23 protein-coding genes and 4 tRNA genes are annotated in these 20852 nt (G+C 70.8%); 18 read left to right on the top strand and 9 right to left on the bottom strand.

Annotated elements, in window-relative coordinates:
• Positions 1–12 precede the first annotated feature (12 nt).
• Positions 13–1335 (bottom strand): APC family permease, encoded by a 1323-nt coding sequence (locus tag ACH4E8_RS05065; RefSeq protein WP_398444384.1) that lies wholly within the window; start codon positions 1333–1335, stop codon positions 13–15.
• 87 nt (positions 1336–1422) lie between these two features.
• Between ACH4E8_RS05065 and ACH4E8_RS05060 the strand changes: the two genes are divergently transcribed.
• On the top strand, positions 1423–1692 hold the full coding sequence (locus tag ACH4E8_RS05060; protein WP_398444382.1) for a GlsB/YeaQ/YmgE family stress response membrane protein: 270 nt from the start codon (positions 1423–1425) through the stop codon (positions 1690–1692).
• Between the two features lie 32 nt (positions 1693–1724).
• On the opposite strand, the gene ACH4E8_RS05055 is transcribed toward ACH4E8_RS05060, so the two are convergent.
• From ACH4E8_RS05055 to ACH4E8_RS05045, 3 genes are all read right to left on the bottom strand, one after another.
• On the bottom strand, positions 1725–2477 hold the full coding sequence (locus ACH4E8_RS05055; protein WP_398444380.1) for an alpha-ketoglutarate-dependent dioxygenase AlkB family protein: 753 nt from the start codon (positions 2475–2477) through the stop codon (positions 1725–1727).
• Positions 2474–3037, bottom strand: coding sequence for a methylated-DNA--[protein]-cysteine S-methyltransferase (locus ACH4E8_RS05050; RefSeq protein ID WP_398444753.1), 564 nt, complete (start codon positions 3035–3037; stop codon positions 2474–2476). The genes ACH4E8_RS05055 and ACH4E8_RS05050 overlap by 4 nt, the downstream gene beginning before the upstream one ends.
• Before the next feature lie 207 nt (positions 3038–3244).
• Positions 3245–3733, bottom strand: coding sequence for a YajQ family cyclic di-GMP-binding protein (locus ACH4E8_RS05045; protein WP_361530512.1), 489 nt, complete (start codon positions 3731–3733; stop codon positions 3245–3247).
• A 213-nt stretch (positions 3734–3946) separates the two neighbouring features.
• On the opposite strand from ACH4E8_RS05045, the gene ACH4E8_RS05040 reads away from it, so the two are divergent.
• A tRNA-Tyr gene (locus ACH4E8_RS05040) sits at positions 3947–4028 on the top strand.
• A 267-nt stretch (positions 4029–4295) separates the two neighbouring features.
• Here ACH4E8_RS05040 and ACH4E8_RS05035 read toward each other — a convergent pair.
• From ACH4E8_RS05035 to ACH4E8_RS05025, 3 genes are all read right to left on the bottom strand, one after another.
• A complete protein-coding gene (locus ACH4E8_RS05035; RefSeq protein WP_398444378.1) occupies positions 4296–4865 on the bottom strand; it encodes a GyrI-like domain-containing protein in 570 nt (189 codons plus the stop codon).
• A gap of 64 nt (positions 4866–4929) precedes the next feature.
• Positions 4930–5586 (bottom strand): SDR family oxidoreductase, encoded by a 657-nt coding sequence (locus ACH4E8_RS05030; RefSeq protein WP_398444376.1) that lies wholly within the window; start codon positions 5584–5586, stop codon positions 4930–4932.
• Between the two features lie 73 nt (positions 5587–5659).
• Entirely contained in the window at positions 5660–6880 is a 1221-nt protein-coding gene (locus tag ACH4E8_RS05025) for an amidohydrolase family protein (RefSeq protein ID WP_398444374.1), read from the bottom strand.
• 478 nt (positions 6881–7358) lie between these two features.
• Here ACH4E8_RS05025 and ACH4E8_RS05020 point away from each other — a divergent pair.
• The 8 genes from ACH4E8_RS05020 to ACH4E8_RS04985 all read left to right on the top strand — a co-directional run bounded on the left by ACH4E8_RS05020 (position 7359) and on the right by ACH4E8_RS04985 (position 12324).
• Positions 7359–7431 (top strand) — tRNA-Thr (locus ACH4E8_RS05020).
• A 46-nt stretch (positions 7432–7477) separates the two neighbouring features.
• Positions 7478–7550: transfer RNA gene (locus ACH4E8_RS05015), tRNA-Met, on the top strand.
• A 92-nt stretch (positions 7551–7642) separates the two neighbouring features.
• On the top strand, positions 7643–7807 hold the full coding sequence (gene rpmG, locus ACH4E8_RS05010) for a 50S ribosomal protein L33 (RefSeq protein WP_006347275.1): 165 nt from the start codon (positions 7643–7645) through the stop codon (positions 7805–7807).
• A 149-nt stretch (positions 7808–7956) separates the two neighbouring features.
• Positions 7957–8409, top strand: coding sequence for a MaoC family dehydratase N-terminal domain-containing protein (locus tag ACH4E8_RS05005; protein ID WP_398444372.1), 453 nt, complete (start codon positions 7957–7959; stop codon positions 8407–8409).
• Entirely contained in the window at positions 8409–8837 is a 429-nt protein-coding gene (locus ACH4E8_RS05000) for a MaoC family dehydratase (protein ID WP_398444370.1), read from the top strand. Before ACH4E8_RS05005 ends, ACH4E8_RS05000 begins: the two co-directional genes overlap by 1 nt.
• 136 nt (positions 8838–8973) lie before the next feature.
• Positions 8974–9537, top strand: a complete 564-nt coding sequence (locus ACH4E8_RS04995) for a TetR/AcrR family transcriptional regulator (RefSeq protein ID WP_398444368.1) — start codon at positions 8974–8976, stop codon at positions 9535–9537.
• 184 nt (positions 9538–9721) lie between these two features.
• Positions 9722–11176: a DHA2 family efflux MFS transporter permease subunit gene (locus ACH4E8_RS04990; RefSeq protein WP_398444751.1), complete on the top strand. Its 1455-nt coding sequence runs from the start codon at positions 9722–9724 to the stop codon at positions 11174–11176.
• A gap of 92 nt (positions 11177–11268) precedes the next feature.
• Complete coding sequence (locus tag ACH4E8_RS04985) at positions 11269–12324, top strand: UDP-N-acetylmuramate dehydrogenase (RefSeq protein ID WP_398444366.1); 1056 nt, start codon at positions 11269–11271, stop codon at positions 12322–12324.
• Positions 12325–12367: 43 nt separating this feature from the next.
• Here the strand turns inward: ACH4E8_RS04985 and ACH4E8_RS04980 are convergent, their stop codons facing one another.
• Both ACH4E8_RS04980 and ACH4E8_RS04975 read right to left on the bottom strand, forming a co-directional pair.
• The gene (locus ACH4E8_RS04980; RefSeq protein ID WP_398444364.1) at positions 12368–13402 is read right to left on the bottom strand and encodes an adenosine deaminase; all 1035 of its coding nucleotides are present in this window, start codon (positions 13400–13402) and stop codon (positions 12368–12370) included.
• A 146-nt stretch (positions 13403–13548) separates the two neighbouring features.
• On the bottom strand, positions 13549–14775 hold the full coding sequence (locus tag ACH4E8_RS04975; protein ID WP_398444361.1) for a pyridoxal phosphate-dependent aminotransferase: 1227 nt from the start codon (positions 14773–14775) through the stop codon (positions 13549–13551).
• Between the two features lie 227 nt (positions 14776–15002).
• On the opposite strand from ACH4E8_RS04975, the gene ACH4E8_RS04970 reads away from it, so the two are divergent.
• From ACH4E8_RS04970 to rplL, 8 genes are all read left to right on the top strand, one after another.
• Positions 15003–15075, top strand: a tRNA-Trp gene (locus ACH4E8_RS04970).
• A 109-nt stretch (positions 15076–15184) separates the two neighbouring features.
• Complete coding sequence (gene secE / locus ACH4E8_RS04965) at positions 15185–15466, top strand: preprotein translocase subunit SecE (protein ID WP_361956575.1); 282 nt, start codon at positions 15185–15187, stop codon at positions 15464–15466.
• A gap of 93 nt (positions 15467–15559) precedes the next feature.
• Positions 15560–16456 carry a transcription termination/antitermination protein NusG gene (gene nusG / locus ACH4E8_RS04960; RefSeq protein WP_398444359.1) on the top strand — a complete coding sequence of 299 codons (897 nt, stop codon included), beginning with the start codon at positions 15560–15562 and terminating at the stop codon, positions 16454–16456.
• Positions 16457–16610: 154 nt separating this feature from the next.
• The gene (rplK, locus tag ACH4E8_RS04955) at positions 16611–17045 is read left to right on the top strand and encodes a 50S ribosomal protein L11 (protein WP_361530421.1); all 435 of its coding nucleotides are present in this window, start codon (positions 16611–16613) and stop codon (positions 17043–17045) included.
• Positions 17046–17310: 265 nt separating this feature from the next.
• Positions 17311–18033 (top strand): 50S ribosomal protein L1, encoded by a 723-nt coding sequence (rplA, locus tag ACH4E8_RS04950; RefSeq protein WP_398444357.1) that lies wholly within the window; start codon positions 17311–17313, stop codon positions 18031–18033.
• Positions 18034–18217: 184 nt separating this feature from the next.
• The gene (locus ACH4E8_RS04945) at positions 18218–19198 is read left to right on the top strand and encodes a hypothetical protein (protein ID WP_398444355.1); all 981 of its coding nucleotides are present in this window, start codon (positions 18218–18220) and stop codon (positions 19196–19198) included.
• A gap of 404 nt (positions 19199–19602) precedes the next feature.
• Positions 19603–20133 (top strand): 50S ribosomal protein L10, encoded by a 531-nt coding sequence (rplJ, locus tag ACH4E8_RS04940; RefSeq protein ID WP_361530412.1) that lies wholly within the window; start codon positions 19603–19605, stop codon positions 20131–20133.
• 112 nt (positions 20134–20245) lie between these two features.
• Entirely contained in the window at positions 20246–20632 is a 387-nt protein-coding gene (rplL, locus tag ACH4E8_RS04935) for a 50S ribosomal protein L7/L12 (RefSeq protein ID WP_361530409.1), read from the top strand.
• Positions 20633–20852: the final 220 nt, after the last annotated feature.

The following is a 20852-nucleotide window of genomic DNA, read 5'->3' as shown; positions in this document are numbered from 1 at the left end:
CTTCCGCGTTCCCTATTGCTTCTGCGTCTTCTTGCGTACGACGTAGAGCAGTGCCCCCAGCGCCACCACGGCGGTCCCGGCGGCCACGGACGGCCCGGGCAGGGCGAAGGCCAGCGCCACACAGCCGACGGCCCCGCAGACCGCGGTGGCCCGCACGACCCACGCCCGCCCTGCCGGCCCGCCGTCGGCCGTCACTCGCTCAACCCTCGTACGCGCCTTCGTCACACGAACGGGTGTACCTGCCGGGGGTCCGGAACAGAGCGTCCACGCCGACGCGTTGGCCAGGGTGTAGTACAGCAGCACTCCGAATGACGAGAAGCCGATCGCTCCCCGCACGTCCGCCGTCGCCGCCACCACCGCGACGACCAGACCGACCGCCACCTCCGCCCGGTGCGGCACCTGGAAGCGCGGATGGACGGCGGAGAGCGCGCCCGGCAGATGCCCGTCCCGTGACATCGCCAGTGTCGTGCGGGACACCCCGAGGATCAGCGCGAGGAGCGAGCCGAGCGCCGCGACGACGGCGCCGACCCGCACCACCGGCACCAACCAGTCAGCGCCCGCGGCGCGCACCGCGTCAGCGAGCGGAGCACCCGACCGACCCAGCGCCACCGGCCCCAGCACAGAGAGGACGGCCACAGCGACGGCCGCATAGACGACCAGAGCGATGCCCAGCGCCAGGGGGACGGCCCGCGGGATCGTCCGGGCCGGGTCCCGCACCTCCTCGCCCAGCGTGGCGATCCGCGCGTAGCCAGCGAAGGCGAAGAACAGCAGCCCGGCGGCTTGGAACACCCCACCCGCCGAAACGTCACCGTCCCAGCCCAGTCGCCCCAGGTCGGCCCGGGGCGAGCCGAGAGAGGAGACCACCACCGCCGCGAGGACGGCGAGTACGACCGCCACGACGACCCGCGTCAGCCACGCCGACTTCTGGACACCGCGATAGTTCACGGCGGTCAGCGCCACGACCGAGGCAACGGCCACCGCGTGCGCCTGCTCCGGCCAGACGTACGCCCCGACCGTCAGCGCCATCGCCGCGCAGGACGCCGTCTTCCCGACGACGAACGCCCACCCGGCGAGGTAGCCCCAGAAGGGGCCGAGTCGTTCCCGTGCGTAGACGTACGTGCCGCCCGAGGTGGGGTAGACGGCGGCGAGCCGGGCAGATGACATGGCATTGCAGTAAGCGACCACGGCAGCGAGCCCCAGACCCAACAACAACCCCGACCCGGCGGCCCCGGCCGCCGGCCCCAGCGCCACGAAGATCCCGGCGCCCACCATCGACCCGAGCCCGATCACGACCGCGTCAAAGACCCCGAGCGTCCGCCTGAGCTGCTGTGTCATGCGCCGCACCCTAGTCACCCCTGGCAACCACCGACCGACCACTCGACGTCATCCCGGATGACACCGCACGAAAGGCAGGTTCACTGCATGAGCATCCTCGCCTGGATCTTCCTCGGGCTGTTCGCCGGAGCCATAGCCAAGATCCTGCTGCCCGGCCGCGACCCGGGCGGCCTGATCGGCACCATCCTGATCGGAGTGCTCGGTGCCTTCGTCGGCGGATGGATCTCGGCAGAGTTCTTCGACCGTGAGATCACCAAGCAGTTCTTCGACGGCACGACCTGGATATCGGCGATCGGCGGCTCCCTGGTGCTGCTCATCGGCTACCGCCTCCTCTTCGGCCACTCGCGGTCCCGCTGAGCCCGGCGCCCGGCCAGCTCCACGGATGCGGGTCAGCCGGGCAGGCCCGTCTCCCGCAGGGTGATGTTCAGCCGCCCGCTGCTCATCCCCGTCGCGGGGTCGGCCGTCCCCGGGTACACCTTCGGCACACCGTGGTACGCGAACCGCGCGGGCCCGCCGAAGACGAATAGGTCCCCGGAGACCAACTCCACGTCCGTGTAGGGCCGTCCGCGGGTCTCCGCGTTGCCGAAGCGGAAGAGGCAGGTGTCACCGATGCTCAGCGACACCACCGGTGCCCCGGAGCGCTCCTCCTTGTCCTGGTGCATGCCCATGCGCGCGGCATCGTCGTAGAAGTTGATCAGCGCAGTGTCGGGCGTGTACGTCGCGGGCCCGCCGTCGCCGCCGCTGCTGCTTTCGCCGCCCCCGGTCGCCCCTGCGGCGCCGGCAGCGTCTTCGGCGCCGTACGCCGAGGTCAGCGCCGCGCGACCCAACTCGACCAGCCAGTCGGGGAAGTCAGCGACCCGGGCGCCGTTCACGTCGTCGGCGGTGCGGCTGTAGCGGTACGGCTGCCAGTGCCAGCCCACGCACACCGTCCGCACGGACATCACCCCGCCGCCCGGCAGGACCGTGTGCCGCATCGGCACCGGCCCGCGGGCCCGGGCGCGGCAGAACTCGACGAGTTCCCGCTGCCGCGCCGTGGACAGCCACCCCGGCACGTGCACCGCGCCCGGGGAGACGACCCTCGGCTCCCTGGGGAAGAGCGTCCCCTCGCCGCCCGCGCCCGCCTCCGTACCACCGGGGCTCATGACGCCAGCGCGCCCTCAAGCCCCAGCAGCCGTTCCTTGCGCTCCAGGCCCGCCGCGTACCCCCGCAGCGCGCCGTCCGCTCCGATCACCCGATGGCAGGGCCGCACCACCAACAGCGGGTTCCGTCCGATCGCGGTGCCCACCGCTCGAACCCCGGCCTGCGGGGCGCCGACCTGCCGCGCGATGTCCCCGTAGGTGCAGGTCGTCCCGTAGGGGATCGTCTCCAGCGCGCGCCACACGCGCCGTTGGAAGTCGGTGCCCTCGTCCGCGTAGGCGATGGTGAAGCTGGTCAGCCGCCCCTCGAAGTACGCGGTCAGTTGGTCGCGGATCGCCGCGAAGGCGGCGTCGTCGCGGAGCCAGCCGTCCTGCACGGTGGCCGCGCCCTTCTGCTCCGGGAGCGACAGGGAGACGAGCGCGGTGCCGCCGGGAGCGCCGGCGGACGGGACGCCGACGAGCAGCAGTTCGCCCACCGGGCTGTCGAACGTCGTGTAGACCGTGGCCGCGCGGACCGCTTCGCCCGAATCTGCCTCGGTGACCGACGTCGGTGTGACGGTCGTGATCTTTGTCATGGCTCTCGCTCCTCTCCGTGCCGCCCGCGGGGAGTCCGCTGCGGCGTCCCCGCTTTCCGTACGCCTACGAGTCTGCGCCGTGCGCCCCGCCGTAGCTGGCGGAAATCGGACGGCACGCCCGGGGCGGCAGCAGCGCCGGAAGGGGACAGGAGGAGCGCGGGCGGCCCGGCCGCGTTCCGTGCGGGCCGGGCCGGTGCGTCAGCGGTAGTTCACGAACTGCACGGCGAAGTCCAGGTCCTGCTCGCGCAGCAGCGTCTGCACGGCCTGGAGGTCGTCCCGGCTCTTCGAGCTGACTCGCAGCTCGTCGCCCTGGACCTGGGCCTTCACGCCCTTGGGGCCCTCGTCGCGAATGATCTTCGCGACCTTCTTCGCGTTCTCCTGGGTGATGCCCTCCTGGATCGACGCGAAGATCTTGTACTCCTTGCCGGAGAGCTGCGGCTCACCGGCGTCCAGCGCCTTCAGCGAGATGCCCCGCTTGATCAGCTTGGACTGGAACACGTCGAGGATCGCGCTGACCCGCTCCTCGGAGTTCGCCTGCATCAGGATCTTCTCGCCCGACCAGGCGATCGACGCCCCGACGTTCTTGAAGTCGTAGCGCTGGGAGATCTCCTTCGCGGCCTGGTTGAGGGCGTTGTCGACCTCCTGCCGCTCGACCTTCGAGACGATGTCGAAACTGGAGTCGGCCATGTCCTGTGCTCCTTGTATCTGGATGCGGAAACACGCGGCCCGATGCTCCGAACCGCTCCGCCAAGCCTAGTCACCCCGGCGTGGCTCCACGGCTGATCAATCCGGTGGCGGAGCACCCCTGCGCATCGGGTATCGTTTACGTCGTCGCCACGGAGTACCGCGGGGAGCGCCGCAGGACAGCGGCCTTCTTCAAGGCTCGGGGTGACGTCCCATGGCGGTGTGCCCGAGTGGCCAATGGGAGCGGACTGTAAATCCGTCGGCTTAGCCTACCCAGGTTCGAATCCTGGCGCCGCCACGCTTGACAAGACCCCTCTTCCACTGTGGAAACGCAGCGGAAGAGGGGTCTTCGTGTTGCACAAGGCGCGCGCCGGCGCGCAGCGCCGTGGTGAAGGGCTCCTGGGCCGGTGGCGGCCGGCGGGGACGTCCGCGGGAGCGATGCCGAATTCGTACCCGCCCCGGGCGAGGTCCTGCCGGCCCCGACAGGGCAACGGAGGGGCGGGCGGGGCACCCCCGGGGGATGACGTGCGTGCGCAACCGGGCGCGTTCCGCGCTCGGCGCGAATTCAGTCGGCGTCCGCGAGGCGGAAGGAGAGTTCGATCTCCCACTTGTCCATGTCGGGTTCGACGCTCGGGTCGGTCAGATAGGACTCCAACCGGCAGCCCCACCGTTCCGCGCCGCCCTCCAACGGCGTCATGTCCCAGGTCAGCCCTTCCTCGTCCGCCCAGGCGCGGAAAGCGGTGATGACGTCGAAGAGCTGGTCCGGATGGCCGGTGTGGCGGACCGTGGCATAGCGCCCTGCGGGGAGGGAACCGGTCTGGAAGTCGCCCTCCGGAGCGGGCGGGGCGAGGACGGGCACGCCCGCCTCCACGTCCGACGCGCCGCCCATGTCGACGGTGTTGAAGCGGAAGAACGGCGCCCCCGCGAACTCCGCGCCCCGTGCGGAGACCCAGCCGATCAGCTCGCCGAGCCGGTCGGCGATCACGCCGAATTCGTCCATCCGGACCGAGCCCCGGACGAAGGCGTACGGCTGCTCCGGCTGGAAGCCGAGCGTCGGCCGAAGGGCCTTTCCCGCGGCGGTTCCTGACGTGCCGTTCGCTGCGGTGTTGGTCGGGTCCTCGCTGCTTGGGTTCATACCGCTTCGACCTCCGTACGCTCGTGAACTCATCGCCCCCGGGAGCACCGAGTGCTCCAGTCGCTCAGTTCCCCGCGACGTCCCGCACCGCGACCACCACCGGCACCGAGCCGCCGACCAGTTCGAGGGTCAGGCCCGCCGTCGCCGGGGTGTCGAGGAGTTCGGCGATGACCGCCGCCACGTCGTCCCGCGCCACCATCCCGCGGCCCGTCGACGCCTGGAGATCCACCAGGCCCGTACCGGCGTCGTTCGTCAGCGAGCCGGGGCGCAGGATCGTCCAGTCGAGGCCGGACCTGGCCCGCACGTCGTCGTCCGCGGCGCCCTTCGCCCGCAGGTACACGTCGAACTGCTCGTCGCCCTCGTGCCCGGAGTCCGCCCCCATGGACGAGACGACGACGAAGCGCCGCACGCCCGCGCGTTCGGCCGCGTCGGCGAAGAGCACCGCGGCGCCGCGGTCGACGGTGTCCTTGCGGGGGATGCCGCTGCCCGGCCCGGCGCCCGCGGCGAACACCGCGGCGCCGGCGCCCCGCAGCACGTCGGCGACCTCGTCGACCGCCGCCGACTCCAGGTCCAGCACGACCGGCTCAGCGCCGGCGTCCCGCAGGTCGTCCGACTGCCCGTCCGAGCGGATGATCCCCGTCACCTCGTGCCCGCCCGCCGAGAGCAACCGCTCCAGCCGCAGGGCGATCTGACCGTGTCCTCCAGCGATCACAATGCGCATGGCACCGACCGTACGCCCCGCCGCCCCCGCGCGCGATCGTCGGCCGCCGGCGCCGGTCCCGATCCGGCCGCGCTCAGGGGCGGATCTGACGCGGCAGCTCCAGCGCCACCGCCACCGCAGAGTCGCAGTACTCCCGCACCGCGCTGGTGCGCGCCACCACCCGGCCGCGGTGGATGACGATCCTGCTGTACGCGAGTGACAGCACGCCCGCGATCCGCTCCCCGCGCACCGCCAGCAGCTCCGCGGGGAACCCCGCCTCGACCCGTACCTCCGGCAGCCCCATCGCCGCCCGGGCCGACGCCGCCACCGCCGCGTACGCGTCCTCCGCGGCCAGCCCGTCGCGCGACGCCAGCAGGTACGCCGCCTCCAGCGGGTCGCCGCGGCCGACCGGGTTCGACACGTCCCGCAGCGCCCCGCTGCCGGCGGCCACCCGCACCCCCGCGGCGCGCAGCAGGCGAACCGGCGCCGACCCGCGCTGTTCCAGCGCGCCGCAGCCGCCCTGCGGCAGGCTGACGACGGTGACGCCGGCCGCCGCGAGCTGGTCGGCGGCGCGCGCGGCGATCTCGTGCGGCAGCCGTGCGAGCCCCGCGCACGGCCCGATCACCACGCCCGGCCGCACCGCGCCGGCCATGGCGGCGAGCCGGGCCAGCCGGGCCGGGTCGTCACCGTGCGTGTGCAGGTCGACGGGGCAGCCGTGCTCGGCCGCGACCTCCAACAGGGCCTCCACGTACCCGGTCGGGTCGGGGTCGGCGTCCGGGCAGCCGCCGACCACCGCGGCGCCCATCTTCAGCGCGTCCCGCAGCATGGCGAGCCCGTCCGCGCCGGCGACGCCGGTCAGCAGCCGCGGCACCGCCACGGCCGTCAGATCGGTCAGCCCGCGGAGCGAGCGGCGCGCCTGGAGCACCGCCTCCAGCGGTCCGAGGCCCTGGACGTCCCCGATGCGCACGTGCGAGCGCAGCGCCGTCGCGCCGTGGCCCAGTTGCAGCAGCGCCGCCTCCGTGGCGCGCCGCTGCACGTCGTCCGGCTGGTACGAGACGGGGCCCGGCCCGTCCGCGGTGAGGGCGGTGTCGCCGTGGCCGTGCGGCTCGGCGGGCGCGGGCAGCAGCAGGTAGCCCGTCAGATCGACCCGGGAGGAGTGCGGGGTGAGGCTGCCTGCGGTGCCGACGGCCTCGATGCGCCCGCAGCTCAGCCGTACGTCGACGGTGCGGCCGTCCGCCAGCCGGGCACCGCAGAGCAGCAGCGCGGTGGAGTCGGAGGTGGGGCCGTCGGAGGGGTGCGGCTGGCTGTCGGGCATCGCGCTCCTGTGGATCGAGCCCTGGCGATCGCGCCGGATCGGGATCGGGATCGGGACCTGGGTCGAGACCTGGTCGGATCGGGATCGGGATCGTGTCGGATCGCACCGGGTCGGACCGGACCGGGCTGGCCGCGTGGGGGCGTGGGACGGAGAGGGGCGGGCGGGGCGGGGAAGGTCACGCAGCGTGAGACGAGCCTAGGGGTGGCCGGGGCCGGCTTCGTGGAAGAGCGGAATAGTCGTACCGGCGCGCCCACCTGGGGTTTGCCGTGCAGGGCGCCGGAGTACGAGCCGGAGCACGGCACCGGCGGCGACGGTCGGGGCCGGGTGGGGCGCGCTCCTGCCGCCGCGCGGGGCCCGCGCGATCGCCCGCGTCGGGGCCTGCGCGGGCGCCCGGGGGAGGAGCGGGCGTGGACCGGGACGAGGACCGCGAAACGGATTTGGGCGAACGGCCGGAGACCGTGTAATGTCTTCATCGCTCGCCCCAATAGCTCAGTCGGTAGAGCGTCTCCATGGTAAGGAGAAGGTCTACGGTTCGATTCCGTATTGGGGCTCTGATGTCGAAGACCCCCGCTTTCGGGCGGGGGGATCCGATATCGCAGCGGTGTAGCTCAGTCGGTAGAGCAAGCGGCTCATAATCGCTGTGTCACCGGTTCAAGTCCGGTCACCGCTACAGACAGTAGCCGATTGCGGGGTCGGTCCTCCGATCGGCTACTCTTTTATGCGTTTGTAATCCGTCCATCCGTCCGTCCAAGGAGCACTCACGTGGCTGCCACCGACGTCCGCCCGAAGATCACGCTGGCCTGCGTGGAGTGCAAGGAGCGGAACTACATCACCAAGAAGAACCGGCGCAACAACCCGGACCGTCTTGAGATGAAGAAGCACTGCCCCCGCTGCAAGGCGCACACCGCGCACCGCGAGACCCGCTGACGCAGGCTCGCACGCACAGGCACGACAGAGGCCGTTCCCGCATGGGGACGGCCTTTGGTCGTTTGATCACCCGATCGTGAGTGAATGGCCGCGATCTTGCGCGTCCTCGCGATCACCCAGTCAGATCATTGTGAGGAGTGAGCCACCGCATGGCCCTCGATCAGTCCTTCGTGGGGCGGAGTTATCCGCCCACCTCGCCCTATGAGGTCGGCCGGGAAAAGATCCGCGAATTCGCCGAGGCCATCGGGGACGCCCATCCGGCGTACACCGACCCGGAGGCCGCGAAGGCGCTGGGGCACCAGGACGTGATCGCCCCGCCGACCTTCGTCTTCTCGATCACCTATCGGGCGGCCGGCGTCGTGGTGCAGGACCCGCAGCTCGGACTGGACTACAGCCGGGTGGTGCACGGCGCGCAGCGCTTCGCGTACACCAGGCCGGTGCGGGCCGGGGACCGGCTCACGGTCGTCTCCACGATCGAAGGCGTCAAGTCCATGGCGGGCAACGACTTCCTGGACATCCGGGGCGAGGTGCACGACGAGTCCGGTGAACACGTGGTGACCGCGTGGACCAAGCTGGTGGCGCGCGCCGCCGAGGAGGCGTGATGGCGGCGAAGGTGTCCTACGCGGACGTCGAGGTCGGCACCGAGCTGCTGGCGCAGAGCTTCCCCGTGCTGCGGGAGACGCTGGTCCGGTACGCGGGGGCGTCCGGCGACTTCAACCCGATCCACTGGAACGAGAAGTTCGCCGTCGAGGTCGGGCTGCCCAACGTGATCGCGCACGGCATGTTCACCATGGCCGAGGCGGCCCGGGTGGTCACGGACTGGGTCGGGGACCCGGGAGCGGTCGTCGAGTACTCGGTGCGCTTCACCAAGCCCGTGGTGGTGCCCAACGACGACGAGGGTGCGCTGATCGAGGTCAGCGGGAAGGTCGCGGCGCTGCTGGACGACAACGCGGTGCGGGTCGACCTGACCGCCGTCAGCGACGGCCAGAAGGTGCTGGGGATGGCCCGCGCGGTCGTCCGGCTGGCCTGAGCGACGACCGGGCTGCAAGACGCAGGAAGACAGTGAGAGGGGGCCCTCCCGAGGAGGGTCCCCTCTTCGCGTGGCAGCGGCGGAAGGTGCGACGGCGGCCTTGACAGGCTAGTGATTGGTCACTAACTTTCTCTCCATGGTCAGGATGAGTGCGGAAGAGCGGCGCGAGAGCGTCATCCGGGCGGCGATCGCCGAGTTCGCCGTCGGGGGGTACAACGGGACGTCGACGGAGGTGATCGCGCGTCGCGTCGGCGTCTCCCAGCCGTATCTCTTCCGGCTCTTCAAGAGCAAGCGGGAGTTGTTCCTCGCGGCTGCCAGGCGCTGCATGGAGGACATGGTCCGGGTGTTCGCGGACGCCTTGGAGAAGTCGCCCGACGGTGACCCCGAGCGCGTGATGGCCGCCGCGTACTTCCGGCTGATCGGCGACCGGGAGAAACTCCTGATGCAGATGCAGGTCTACGTGGCCGTTGCGACGGCCGAGGCGGCAGGGGACACCGAGTTCGGCGACGCGGTGCGGCGCGCCTGGCTGGAGATCTGGGACCTGGCGAGTGATGCCCTCGGGGGTGACCCCGAGCACCTGGGCCGGTTCATGAGCTACGGGATGCTGATCAACGTGTTGGTGTCCCTGGGCTTCCCCGACGACCACCGGGTCTGGCGCGACTACTTCCCGCTCAGGCCCGGCAGCGGCGCCGCCGAGTAGGGCGTCCGCGGGTACGGCCCCACCCCGCTCGGGGTGGGTGTCGCATGGCCCGCAAAGTTAGTGACTAATTACTAATCACCAGGGCTCCGGGAACGCACCGGAACCGGGAACACCACAGAGAACATTGGGGGAGGACACCGTGAAGAACACGGCACGGCGAACCGAGCACGGCACGGACGACGGGATCGACAGCACCGGTCGCGGCGGTCGGGGCGGCGTCGGGTGGACGCTGCTCATCACCTGCACCGCCGGATTCATGGCATCGCTCGACAACCTCGTCGTCACCACCGCACTGCCCGCCATCCGCGACGACCTCGGCGGCGGCCTCGCCGACCTCGAATGGACCGTCAGCGCCTACACCCTCACCTTCGCGGTCCTGCTGCTCTTCGGCGCCGCGCTCGGCGACCGCTTCGGACGGCGCCGGCTCTTCTCCGTCGGCCTCGGCGTCTTCACCGTCGCGTCGGCCGCGGCGGCGCTGGCCCCCGGGATCGACGCCCTCATCGCCGCCCGCGCGCTCCAGGGCGTCGGCGGTGCGATCATGCTGCCGCTCACCATGACCCTGCTCACCACGTCCGTCCCCGCCGCCCGCAGGGGCGCCGTGCTCGGCGTCTTCGGCGCCGCCAACGGGCTCGCCGTCGCCAGCGGCCCGCTCGTCGGCGGCGTGCTCACCGAACACCTGTCCTGGCAGTGGATCTTCTGGCTGAACGTGCCCGTCGGACTCCTGCTGCTGCCCCTCGCCGCGTGGCGCCTGAACGAGTCGTACGCCCCCGACGCCCGGCTCGACCTCCCCGGCACCCTCCTCGCCAGCGGCGGCCTCTTCGGCATCGTCTACGCGCTGATCAACGGCCACGTCGAAGGCTGGACGAGCCCGCCGGTGCTCGGCGGGCTGATCGTCGGCGCGCTCCTGCTGGCCGCCTTCGTCCGCCACGGCACCGTCAGCACCCACCCCATGCTCCCCATGCGGCTCTTCCGCAACCGCGCATTCACCGGGATCAACATCGCCGGCGTGCTGATGTTCCTCGGCATGTTCGGATCGATCTTCCTGCTCAGCCAGTTCTTCCAGAACGTGGTCGGCTACTCGCCCACCGAGGCGGGGCTGCGGATGCTGCCGTGGACCGCGATGCCGCTGCTCGTCGCGCCCGTCGCCGGCGTGCTCTCCGACCGGATCGGCGGCCGGCCCGTCGTCGTCGCCGGGCTCGCCCTCCAAGCCGCCGGCCTCGCGCTCTTCGCCCTCGTGCTCTCGCCGGACGTGTCGTACCCGGCGCTGCTCCCGGGGCTCCTCGTCGGCGGCGTGGGCATGGCGCTCTTCTTCGCCCCCGCGATGAACGTGGTGATGTCCAGCGTCCGACCGGGGGAGGAGGGCATGGCGTCCGGCGCGAACAACGCGCTGCGCGAAGTCGGCGGGGCGCTCGGAGTTGCCGTCCTCGGCGCCGTCTTCGCCGCGCAGGGCGGATACGCCTCGCCGCAGGTGTTCGTCGACGGCATCGTCCCCGCGCTGTGGATCGGCGCGGCGGCGGTCGGGCTCGCGGCCCTCGCCGGGCTGCTGATCCCCGGGACGCGACGACCGGACCGCACGGAGCCCGCGGCCGACTGGGAGCCGCAAGGGCAGGACGACGAGCGGCAGCCGGTCACGGCCTGAACCGTCGACGCACCCCGGCCCACCGAGCCCCCACCGGCCCGGTGGGCCGAGGCGTGCGGGCCGGGCGGCCTTCGTTTCGTACCCTTGTGCCCGTGCACGAACTTCACGATGCCCCCCTCGCGCCCCTGACCACCTTCCGGCTCGGCGGCCCCGCCCGCCGGCTGCTCACGGCGACCACCGACGACGAGGTCGTCGCCGCGGTGCGCCAGGCGGACGACACCGGCACCCCGCTGCTGATCGTCGGCGGCGGAAGCAACCTGGTCATCGGGGACAAGGGGTTCGACGGCACCGCGCTGCGCATCGCCACCACCGGCTTCGAGCTGACCGGCACCCGCCTCGAACTCGCCGCCGGCGAAGTGTGGACGGACGCGGTCACCCGGACCATTGCCGCGGGCCTCGCCGGCATCGAGTGCCTCGTCGGCATCCCCGGCTCCGCCGGCGCCACCCCCATCCAGAACGTGGGGGCGTACGGCCAGGAGGTCTCCGCCACCGTCACCGAGGTCGTCGCGTACGACCGACGCCTGCGCGAGACCGTGACGCTCACCAACGCCGACTGCGCCTTCACCTACCGGCACAGCGTCTTCAAGGAGCACCCGGACCGCTACGTCGTGCTGCGCGTCCGCTTCGACCTGGAGGACGCCGGAGGGCTGTCCGGGCCGATCAAGTACGCGGAGACGGCCCGGACCCTCGGCGTCGAGCCCGGCGGGCGCGCGGAGTTGGACGCGGTCCGCCGCACCGTCCTCGCGCTGCGCGCCGGCAAGGGCATGGTCCTGGACCCCGACGACCACGACACCTGGTCGGCCGGGTCGTTCTTCACCAACCCGATCCTCGACGCCGACGCGTACGGGGCGTTCCTCGACCGGGTGCGCGAGCGACTGGGCGCCGACGTCGCCCCGCCCGCCTACCCCGCCGGCGACGGCCGCACCAAGACCTCCGCGGCCTGGCTGATCGACAAGGCCGGCTTCACCAAGGGGTACGGCAGCGGGCCGGCCCGCATCTCCACCAAACACACCCTCGCGCTGACGAACCGCGGCGAGGCCACCACCGAGGACCTGCTCGCCCTCGCCCGCGAGGTCGTGGCCGGAGTGCGGAGCGCCTTCGGAGTGACCCTGGTCAACGAACCGGTCACCGTCGGCGTCTCGCTCTGAGGACTGCCTGAGGACCGCCTGAAGGCTGCCTGAGGCCGGTGGCTCAGGCGCCCGCGGGCTCGGCGGCGAGCCATTCGTCCACGCCCGCCAGCAGCTTCTTGCGCACGTCCTCCGGCGCCGCCGACCCGCGGATCGACTGCCGCGCCAGCTCCGCCAACTCCCCGTCCGTGAAGCCGTGGTACCGCCGCGCCAGCGTGTACTGCGCGGCCAGCCGCGAGCCGAAGAGCAACGGGTCGTCCGCGCCCAGCGCCATCGGCACGCCCGCCTCGTACAGCGTCCGCAGCGGCACGTCCCCCGGCGTCTCGTACACGCCCAGCGCCACGTTCGACGACGGACACACCTCGCACGTCACCCCGCGCTCCGCGAGCCGCCGCAGCAGCCGCGGGTCCTCGGCCGCCCGCACGCCGTGGCCCACGCGGGAGGCGTGCAGGTCGTCCAGGCAGTCGCGCACGGAGGACGGGCCGGTCAGCTCGCCGCCGTGCGGGGCCGCGAGCAGCCCGCCGTCGCGCGCGATGGCGAACGCCCGGTCGAAGTCCCGGGCCATGCCGCGCCGCTCGTCGTTGGAGAGCCCGAAGCCGACGATCCCGCGGTCCCGGTAGCGCACCGCGAGCCGCGCCAGGGTGCGCGCCTCAAGCGGGTGCTTCATCCGGTTCGCCGCCACCAGGACGCGCATCCCGAGCCCGGTGTCCCGGCTCGCCCGCTCCACCGAGTCCAGGATGATCTCCAACGCCGGGATCAAGCCACCCAGCATCGGGGCGTACGAGGTGGGGTCGACCTGTATCTCCAGCCAGCCCGAGCCGTCCCGGACGTCCTCCTCGGCGGCCTCGCGCACCAGCCGCTGGATGTCCTCGGGGGCCCGCAGACAGGACCGGGCGATGTCGTACAGCCGTTGGAAGCGGAACCAACCGCGCTCGTCGGTGGCCCGCAGCTTGGGCGGCTCTCCGCTGGTCAGCGCGTCGGGGAGGTGGACGCCGTACTTGTCGGCCAGTTCCAGCAGGGTGCCGGGCCGCATGGAGCCCGTGAAGTGCAGGTGCAGGTGGGCCTTGGGCAGCCGGCTGACGTCACGTACGCGTTCCATCCTCGGATCTTGCCGCACCGCACCGGTGCCGTGAAGCCGTTTTCCCTGATCGGGCGCTTGCCCGAACGAAGAAACGGCCCCCGGCGCCATGGGGCGCCGAGGGCCGTTCCGGTCGGCCGAAGCCGCACTTCCAGCCACCGGGGAGCTCAGTCCCGGGCCTCGGCCAGCAGCTTCTGGATCCGCGACACGCCCTCCACCAGGTCGTCGTCGCCCAGCGCGTACGACAGCCGCAGATAGCCCGGTGTGCCGAACGCCTCACCCGGGACGACCGCGACCTCGACCTCGTCCAGGATCAGCGCGGCCAGCTCCACGGAGGTCTGCGGACGCTTCCCGCGGATCTCCTTGCCGAGCAGCGCCTTCACCGAGGGGTACGCGTAGAACGCGCCCTCCGGCTCCGGGCACAGGACGCCGTCGATCTCGTTCAGCATCCGCACGATCGTGCGCCGGCGGCGGTCGAAGGCGGCCCGCATCTCGGCCACCGCGTCCAGGTCGCCCGAGACCGCGGTGAGCGCGGCGACCTGGGAGACGTTGGAGACGTTGGACGTGGCGTGCGACTGGAGGTTCGTCGCGGCCTTCACGACGTCCTTCGGCCCGACGATCCACCCCACGCGCCAGCCCGTCATGGCGTACGTCTTGGCCACGCCGTTGACGACGATGCACTTGTCCCGCAGCTCCGGGACGACGGCCGGCAGGGACGTGAAGACCGCGTCGCCGTAGACCAGGTGCTCGTAGATCTCGTCCGTCAGCACCCACAGGCCGTGCTCGACGGCCCAGCGGCCGATCGCCTCGGTGTCCTCGCGGCTGTAGACCGCGCCGGTCGGGTTGGACGGCGAGACGAAGAGCACGACCTTGGTGCGCTCGGTGCGGGCCGCCTCCAACTGCTCGACGGAGACCCGGTAGCCGGTCGTCTCGTCGGCCACCACCTCGACCGGAACGCCGCCGGCGAGCCGGATCGACTCCGGGTAGGTCGTCCAGTACGGCGCGGGGACGATGACCTCGTCACCCGGGTCGAGGATCGCGGCGAACGCCTCGTAGATCGCCTGCTTGCCGCCGTTGGTCACCAGGACCTGCGCCGGGTCGACCGCGTACCCGGAGTCGCGCTGCGTCTTCTCGGCGATCGCCTTCTTCAGCTCGGGCAGGCCCCCGGCGGGCGTGTAGCGGTGGTACTTCGGCGTACGGCACGCCTCGACCGCGGCTTCGACGATGTAGTCCGGCGTCGGGAAGTCGGGCTCGCCCGCGCCGAAGCCGATCACCGGACGCCCGGCGGCCTTGAGGGCCTTCGCCTTGGCGTCGACGGCGAGGGTCGCGGACTCGGAGATCGCGCCGACGCGGGCGGAGACCCGGCGCTCGGCGGATGGGTTGACAGCGCTCATACGATCCATCGTCCCAGACGGCAAACCGGGGCGGCACACGTGTTTCACCGCTTGGGCACGGGTGCTTCCGCCGCCCCCCCGGACGGCCCCGCGGCGCACGTCCAAGACCCGCTCGGGAGCTTTCCGTTCGACGTCAGCGCCGCGACCACGTACACTCACTGGTCGTTGGCCCTCACCGACCGCATCTTCGGACCCGTTCCGGATGCTGTAGGTTGGGGACGCCACAAAGGGTCGTAGCTCAATTGGTAGAGCACTGGTCTCCAAAACCAGCGGTTGGGGGTTCAAGTCCCTCCGGCCCTGCTACACACACCACCGCCAGGATGTGTGCGCATGTACGTACGTTCAATGAATCGCCGTGCGGCTCCACCGGGCGCGGCACGGCCACGACCCGGGAATCAGGTGAACGAAAGTGACGGATGCCGTGGGCTCCATCGACACGCCTGATGCCGAGGACAAGTCGTCCCGGGACAAGACCCGCAAGGGCGGCAAGCGCGGGAAGAAGGGCCCCTTCGGGCGCCTCGCGCTCTTCTACCGGCAGATCGTGGCCGAGCTCCGCAAGGTCGTCTGGCCCACGCGCAGCCAGCTGACGACGTACACCACCGTCGTGATCATCTTCGTCGTCATCATGATCGGTCTGGTGACCGTGATTGACTATGGGCTCAAGGAAGCCGTCGGGTACGTCTTCGGCTGATCCCTCCCGCGAGGAGTGGCGTCGGCCGGGAGTATCGGCGCGGCGCCCTTTTTGCATGTTCCACCCATCTGTATCGAGGAAGAAGCAGCCACCGTGTCTGACCCGAACCTGAACGAGGCCGTTGAGCCGGACGGCGAGAACGTGCAGTCCGTGGAGTCCGCAGAGGACGAGCTCGACGTCGTTGAGGCTGCGGACGCCGTCGACCCGGACGAGGCGGAAGCTGCGGACGCCGCCGCCGGCGAGCCGGCCGAGGAGGCCGCGCTGCACATCGAGGTGGACTCCGCCGGCGAGGCCGAGGTCATCGACGAGGACGCCGAGGCCGCCGACGCCTCCGAGGACGAGGAAGACGCCGAGGTCGAGGCCGAGGAGCCGGTCGACCCGATCGCCGCGCTCCGCGACGAGCTGCGCACGCTGCCCGGTGAGTGGTACGTCATCCACACGTACGCCGGGTACGAGAAGCGCGTGAAGGCGAACCTGGAGCAGCGCGCCGTTTCGCTGAACGTCGAGGAGTTCATCTACCAGGCCGAAGTGCCCGAGGAAGAGATCGTCCAGATCAAGAACGGCGAGCGCAAGAACGTCCGCCAGAACAAGCTTCCCGGCTACGTCCTGGTCCGCATGGACCTGACCAACGAGTCGTGGGGCGTCGTGCGCAACACGCCCGGCGTCACCGGCTTCGTGGGCAACGCCTACGACCCGTACCCGCTGACCCTGGACGAGATCGTCAAGATGCTCGCCCCGGAGGCGGAGGAGAAGGCGGCGCGCGAGGCCGCCGAGGCCAAGGGCGAGCCGGCGCCGGCCCGCAAGGTCGAGGTCCAGGTGCTGGACTTCGAGGTCGGCGACTCGGTCACCGTCACCGACGGCCCCTTCGCCACCCTCCAGGCCACGATCAACGAGATCAACGCCGACTCGAAGAAGGTCAAGGGCCTCGTCGAGATCTTCGGCCGCGAGACCCCGGTCGAGCTGAGCTTCGACCAGATCCAGAAGAACTGACACTCGCTTCCGACCAGGTCAGAACCGCCCGTGTGGCTGTTCTGACCTGTCGGTTTTTAACCGTGCAGCCATACCCGTTATCGTTGTGCGGTATGCCTCCATCCGGATGATCGGGTGGGGTGCTGGAAACTCTCACTAGGACCCGGAGAGAGCAATGCCTCCCAAGAAGAAGAAGGTCACGGGGCTTATCAAGCTCCAGATCCAGGCCGGCGCGGCCAACCCGGCTCCGCCGGTGGGCCCGGCCCTGGGTCAGCACGGCGTCAACATCATGGAGTTCTGCAAGGCCTACAACGCTGCGACCGAGTCGCAGCGCGGCATGGTCGTGCCGGTGGAGATCACGGTCTACGAGGACCGTTCCTTCACCTTCATCACCAAGACTCCGCCGGCCGCCAAGCTGATCCTCAAGGCCGCGGGCGTGGACAAGGGCTCCGGCGAGCCGCACAAGACCAAGGTCGCGAAGCTGACGCGCGAGCAGGTCCGCGAGATCGCCACGACGAAGATGCCCGACCTCAACGCGAACGACCTGGACGCCGCGGAGAAGATCATCGCGGGTACGGCGCGTTCGATGGGCGTCACCGTCGAGGGCTGACGATCGAGCTCGCGTAGTGGCCGACCGAGGTACGAGGTCGTCCGCGGAGCGAGTGAGTGAGGAAGCCCGAGCAGAAGATGCAGTGGGTTGACGTTCTGGCTCGCGTAGTGGCCGACCGAGGTACGAGGTCGTCCGCGGAGCGAGTGAGTGAGGAAGCCCGAGCAGAAGATGCAGTGGGCTGATTCAACCCCTCTTGACCTTGAGTGGTAGGGCCAGGCGCTGGCCCGGACCACGACTCCACACCTGAAACACACCAGGAGTAGAAGTGAAGCGCAGCAAGAATCTCCGCGCTGCGGACGCCAAGATCGACCGGGAGCGTCAGTACGCCCCGCTCGAGGCCGTCCGTCTCGCCAAGGACACCGCGTCCGCCAAGTTCGACGGCACCGTCGAGGTCGCCCTGCGTCTGGGCGTCGACCCGCGCAAGGCGGACCAGATGGTCCGTGGCACCGTGAACCTTCCGCACGGCACCGGCAAGACCGCCCGGGTCCTGGTCTTCGCGACCGGTGACCGTGCCGAGGCCGCGCGTGCCGCGGGCGCCGACATCGTCGGCGCCGACGAGCTGATCGACGAGGTGACGAAGGGCCGTCTGGACTTCGACGCCGTCGTCGCCACCCCGGACCTCATGGGCAAGGTCGGCCGCCTCGGCCGGGTGCTCGGTCCGCGTGGTCTGATGCCGAACCCGAAGACCGGCACCGTCACCCCCGACGTCGCCAAGGCCGTCACCGACATCAAGGGCGGCAAGATCGAGTTCCGTGTCGACAAGCACGCGAACCTGCACTTCATCATCGGCAAGGTCTCCTTCGACGAGACCAAGCTGGTGGAGAACTACGCCGCGGCGCTGGAGGAGATCCTCCGTCTGAAGCCGTCCGCCGCGAAGGGCCGCTACATCAAGAAGGCGACCCTGGCCACCACCATGGGCCCCGGCATCCCGCTGGACTCCAACCGCACCCGCAACCTCCTCGTCGAGGAGGACCCGGCGGCCGTCTGATCCGACGGCAGCCGCGGTCCACGCAGGCTGGAACCGGCCCTCACGCCCCTCGCGGGGTGTGGGGGCCGGTTCGTTTGCATGCGCCCTCCGACGCCGAGGGAGACGGCGCCGGTATCCGGTGGGGCGCTGTCAGAGCCGTGAGATACCGTTCAAGAGTTCGTAAAGCAAGCAAATGGGGTGGGTCATGAGCAAGTCCTCGTGGAAGCGGGCCGGGCTGGCGGCGACGGCTGCGGCCGTCGTGCTGGGCGCGACCGCCTGCCAGAGCGGCGGCGACGGCGACGGCAAGAAGGGCGCCGCGGGCTCCGAGGGCGCGACGCACTCCGGCGGTCAGGTGACGAAGGCCCTCACGGCCGCCTTCAAGAAGACGGCCGAGGCGAAGTCCGCCAAGGTCAGCATGACGATCACCGCGCCGGAGGCGGTGGAGGGCGGCGGGTCGACGACGATGTCCGGCGTCATGGGCTGGGACCCCACGGTGATGGACGTGAAGGTGACGTCCAGCGGTGCCGCGGCGCTCGGCGGCCCCGCGGAGGTCCGCACGGTCTGGGTGGACGGCGTCCTGTACACGGACGTGGGCGCCGCGGGTGCCGAGGCCGCCGAGGTGTTCGGCGGCAAGCGCTGGATGAAGATGGACCTCAAGGCCATCGCCGAGGGGTCCGGCGACAAGGCGCTGGAGAAGCAGCTCGCCGGCAACATGGACAACATGAACCAGAGCCCGGCCGAGTCCCTGGCCGTGCTCCTGGAGTCCAAGGACATCAAGCACGTCGGCTCCGCGAAGGTCGACGGCGTCGACACCGAGCACTACAAGGGCTCGATCAGCGTCGAAGAGATGGTGAACAAGAACGACTCGCTGGTCCTCAGCAAGGCCGACCGCGCCGAGATGATCAAGGCGGTCAAGGAGGCCGGCATCACCTCGTACGACACCCAGGTCTGGGTGAACGGGGACGGCTACCCGGTGAAGATGGACATCGCCATGGCCTCCAAGGAGGGCCCGGTCACCATCTCCGCGAAGTACTCGGAGTACGGCGCTGCCGCCCAGGTCGAGGCCCCGCCGGCGAAGGACGTCATCGACTTCGAGCAGGCGATGAAGGACATCGACAAGCAGCTCAAGTCGGTCGACGAGGACCTCGCCGACGTCGACAAGACGCTGGAGGGCCTCAACGGCTGAGCCGGCCCTGATGCGGTCGGCGCCCCTTCGACTCCGGGAGGCACCCTTCCCGGGCCCTGAGGGCGCCCTCCGCGCGGTTCGGAGGGCCTACGGGCGCCGGGGGAGGCGTTCCGCCCCGCGGGCGCCGGGGGCGGCCCCGGAGGCGATTTGCTTCGTTCGCCGCCCCTCACGTACGCTGCCACAGAAGCCAAAGACCGCTGGTCGTTGCCGCGTGCTCGCAAGAGGGTGCGGCGGCCGAAGGATCCGCTAGCAGCGGACGACCTGCGCAGGTGACAGTGGACATGTTCCCGGACTTCGTCCGGTCGAGCTACGCCCCGTGCGCCTGCGCCGGGGCGTTTCGTTTTGCCCAGTCTCCCTCCTTCGGGTCCGCGCGGTCCTCATCACCCGGAAGGAGGCCGACGCTCATGGCTAGGCCCGACAAGGCTGCCGCGGTAGCCGAGCTGGCGGACCAGTTCCGCGGCTCGAACGCCGCCGTGCTGACCGAGTACCGGGGTCTCACCGTGGCTCAGCTCAAGCAGCTGCGCCGTTCGCTCGGTGAGAACGCCCAGTACGCCGTGGTGAAGAACACGCTGACCAAGATTGCGGCCAACGAGGCCGGGATCTCCTCGCTCGACGACCTGTTCAACGGTCCGACGGCGGTTGCCTTCATCACCGGTGACCCGGTGGAGTCGGCTAAGGGTCTTCGTGACTTCGCCAAGGACAACCCGAACCTGATCATCAAGGGCGGTGTCCTTGACGGCAAGGCGCTGTCCGCCGATGAGATCAAGAAGCTCGCGGACCTCGAGTCCCGCGAGGTTCTGCTCGCCAAGCTGGCGGGCGCCATGAAGGGCAAGCAGTCCCAGGCTGCCTCGCTCTTCCAGGCGCTTCCCTCGAAGCTCGTCCGCACCGTGGACGCGCTCCGTGCCCAGCGCGACGAGCAGGGCGGTGCCGAGTAACTCGGCTCGCGCATTGACCGCCGCAGCCTGACGCGACGGTCACAGCGGGCCGCACGTACGCCCGCCTACATGTACATCCGGCACCAGCCGAATTAGTGGAAGGACGCCTACCATGGCGAAGCTCAGCCAGGACGACCTGCTTGCGCAGTTCGAGGACATGACCCTCATCGAGCTCTCCGCGTTCGTGAAGGCCTTCGAGGAGAAGTTCGACGTCACCGCCGCCGCTGCCGCGCCGGTCGTCGTCGCGGGTGGCGCTGCCGGCGGCGAGGCCGCCGCGGTCGAGGAGCAGGACGAGTTCGACGTCATCCTCACCGGCGCTGGCGACAAGAAGATCCAGGTCATCAAGGTCGTGCGCGAGCTGACCTCCCTCGGCCTGAAGGAGGCCAAGGACCTGGTCGACGGCACCCCGAAGCCGGTCCTGGAGAAGGTCGCGAAGGACGCCGCCGAGAAGGCCGCCGAGGCCCTCAAGGGCGCCGGCGCCTCCGTCGAGGTCAAGTAATCTCGTTGAGTCACAGCGCCGCAACGGGCGCCCGGTCGAGCCGGGGCCTGTGAGGCTCGTCTCGTGATCGAAGCTGCTTAGCGACGTAACGGGACAGTGCCGAAGGGCGATCACCCATCCGGGTGGTCGCCCTTCTGTCGTGTCGACGCCGGGCCGTGCTGCCTTGCGCCGGGCGGCGCGGGGAGTATGGTGATCATCTCCGTGCGCCCCGCCTTCCGGG

Source organism: Streptomyces sp. NPDC017979, from assembly GCF_044328175.1.
Classification (GTDB): domain Bacteria; phylum Actinomycetota; class Actinomycetes; order Streptomycetales; family Streptomycetaceae; genus Streptomyces.
The sequence above is the reverse complement of the archived record's forward strand: the minus strand, read 5'-3'. Positions and strand labels throughout refer to the sequence as shown.

Coding starts and splice junctions, on each gene's coding strand:
- ACH4E8_RS05055 (WP_398444380.1), bottom strand. CDS start 2,477: ATGAGCCCCGGTGGTACGGAGGCGGGCGCGGGCGGCGAGGGGACGCTC.
- ACH4E8_RS04975 (WP_398444361.1), bottom strand. CDS start 14,775: ATGAGCGCTGTCAACCCATCCGCCGAGCGCCGGGTCTCCGCCCGCGTC.
- ACH4E8_RS05000 (WP_398444370.1), top strand. CDS start 8,409: ATGGCGGCGAAGGTGTCCTACGCGGACGTCGAGGTCGGCACCGAGCTG.
- rplK (WP_361530421.1), top strand. CDS start 16,611: ATGCCTCCCAAGAAGAAGAAGGTCACGGGGCTTATCAAGCTCCAGATC.
- ACH4E8_RS05005 (WP_398444372.1), top strand. CDS start 7,957: ATGGCCCTCGATCAGTCCTTCGTGGGGCGGAGTTATCCGCCCACCTCG.
- ACH4E8_RS05045 (WP_361530512.1), bottom strand. CDS start 3,733: ATGGCCGACTCCAGTTTCGACATCGTCTCGAAGGTCGAGCGGCAGGAG.
- ACH4E8_RS04945 (WP_398444355.1), top strand. CDS start 18,218: ATGAGCAAGTCCTCGTGGAAGCGGGCCGGGCTGGCGGCGACGGCTGCG.
- ACH4E8_RS04980 (WP_398444364.1), bottom strand. CDS start 13,402: ATGGAACGCGTACGTGACGTCAGCCGGCTGCCCAAGGCCCACCTGCAC.
- ACH4E8_RS05060 (WP_398444382.1), top strand. CDS start 1,423: ATGAGCATCCTCGCCTGGATCTTCCTCGGGCTGTTCGCCGGAGCCATA.
- rplL (WP_361530409.1), top strand. CDS start 20,246: ATGGCGAAGCTCAGCCAGGACGACCTGCTTGCGCAGTTCGAGGACATG.
- ACH4E8_RS05030 (WP_398444376.1), bottom strand. CDS start 5,586: ATGCGCATTGTGATCGCTGGAGGACACGGTCAGATCGCCCTGCGGCTG.
- ACH4E8_RS05035 (WP_398444378.1), bottom strand. CDS start 4,865: ATGAACCCAAGCAGCGAGGACCCGACCAACACCGCAGCGAACGGCACG.
- ACH4E8_RS05025 (WP_398444374.1), bottom strand. CDS start 6,880: ATGCCCGACAGCCAGCCGCACCCCTCCGACGGCCCCACCTCCGACTCC.
- ACH4E8_RS05065 (WP_398444384.1), bottom strand. CDS start 1,335: ATGACACAGCAGCTCAGGCGGACGCTCGGGGTCTTTGACGCGGTCGTG.
- rplJ (WP_361530412.1), top strand. CDS start 19,603: ATGGCTAGGCCCGACAAGGCTGCCGCGGTAGCCGAGCTGGCGGACCAG.
- ACH4E8_RS04995 (WP_398444368.1), top strand. CDS start 8,974: ATGGTCAGGATGAGTGCGGAAGAGCGGCGCGAGAGCGTCATCCGGGCG.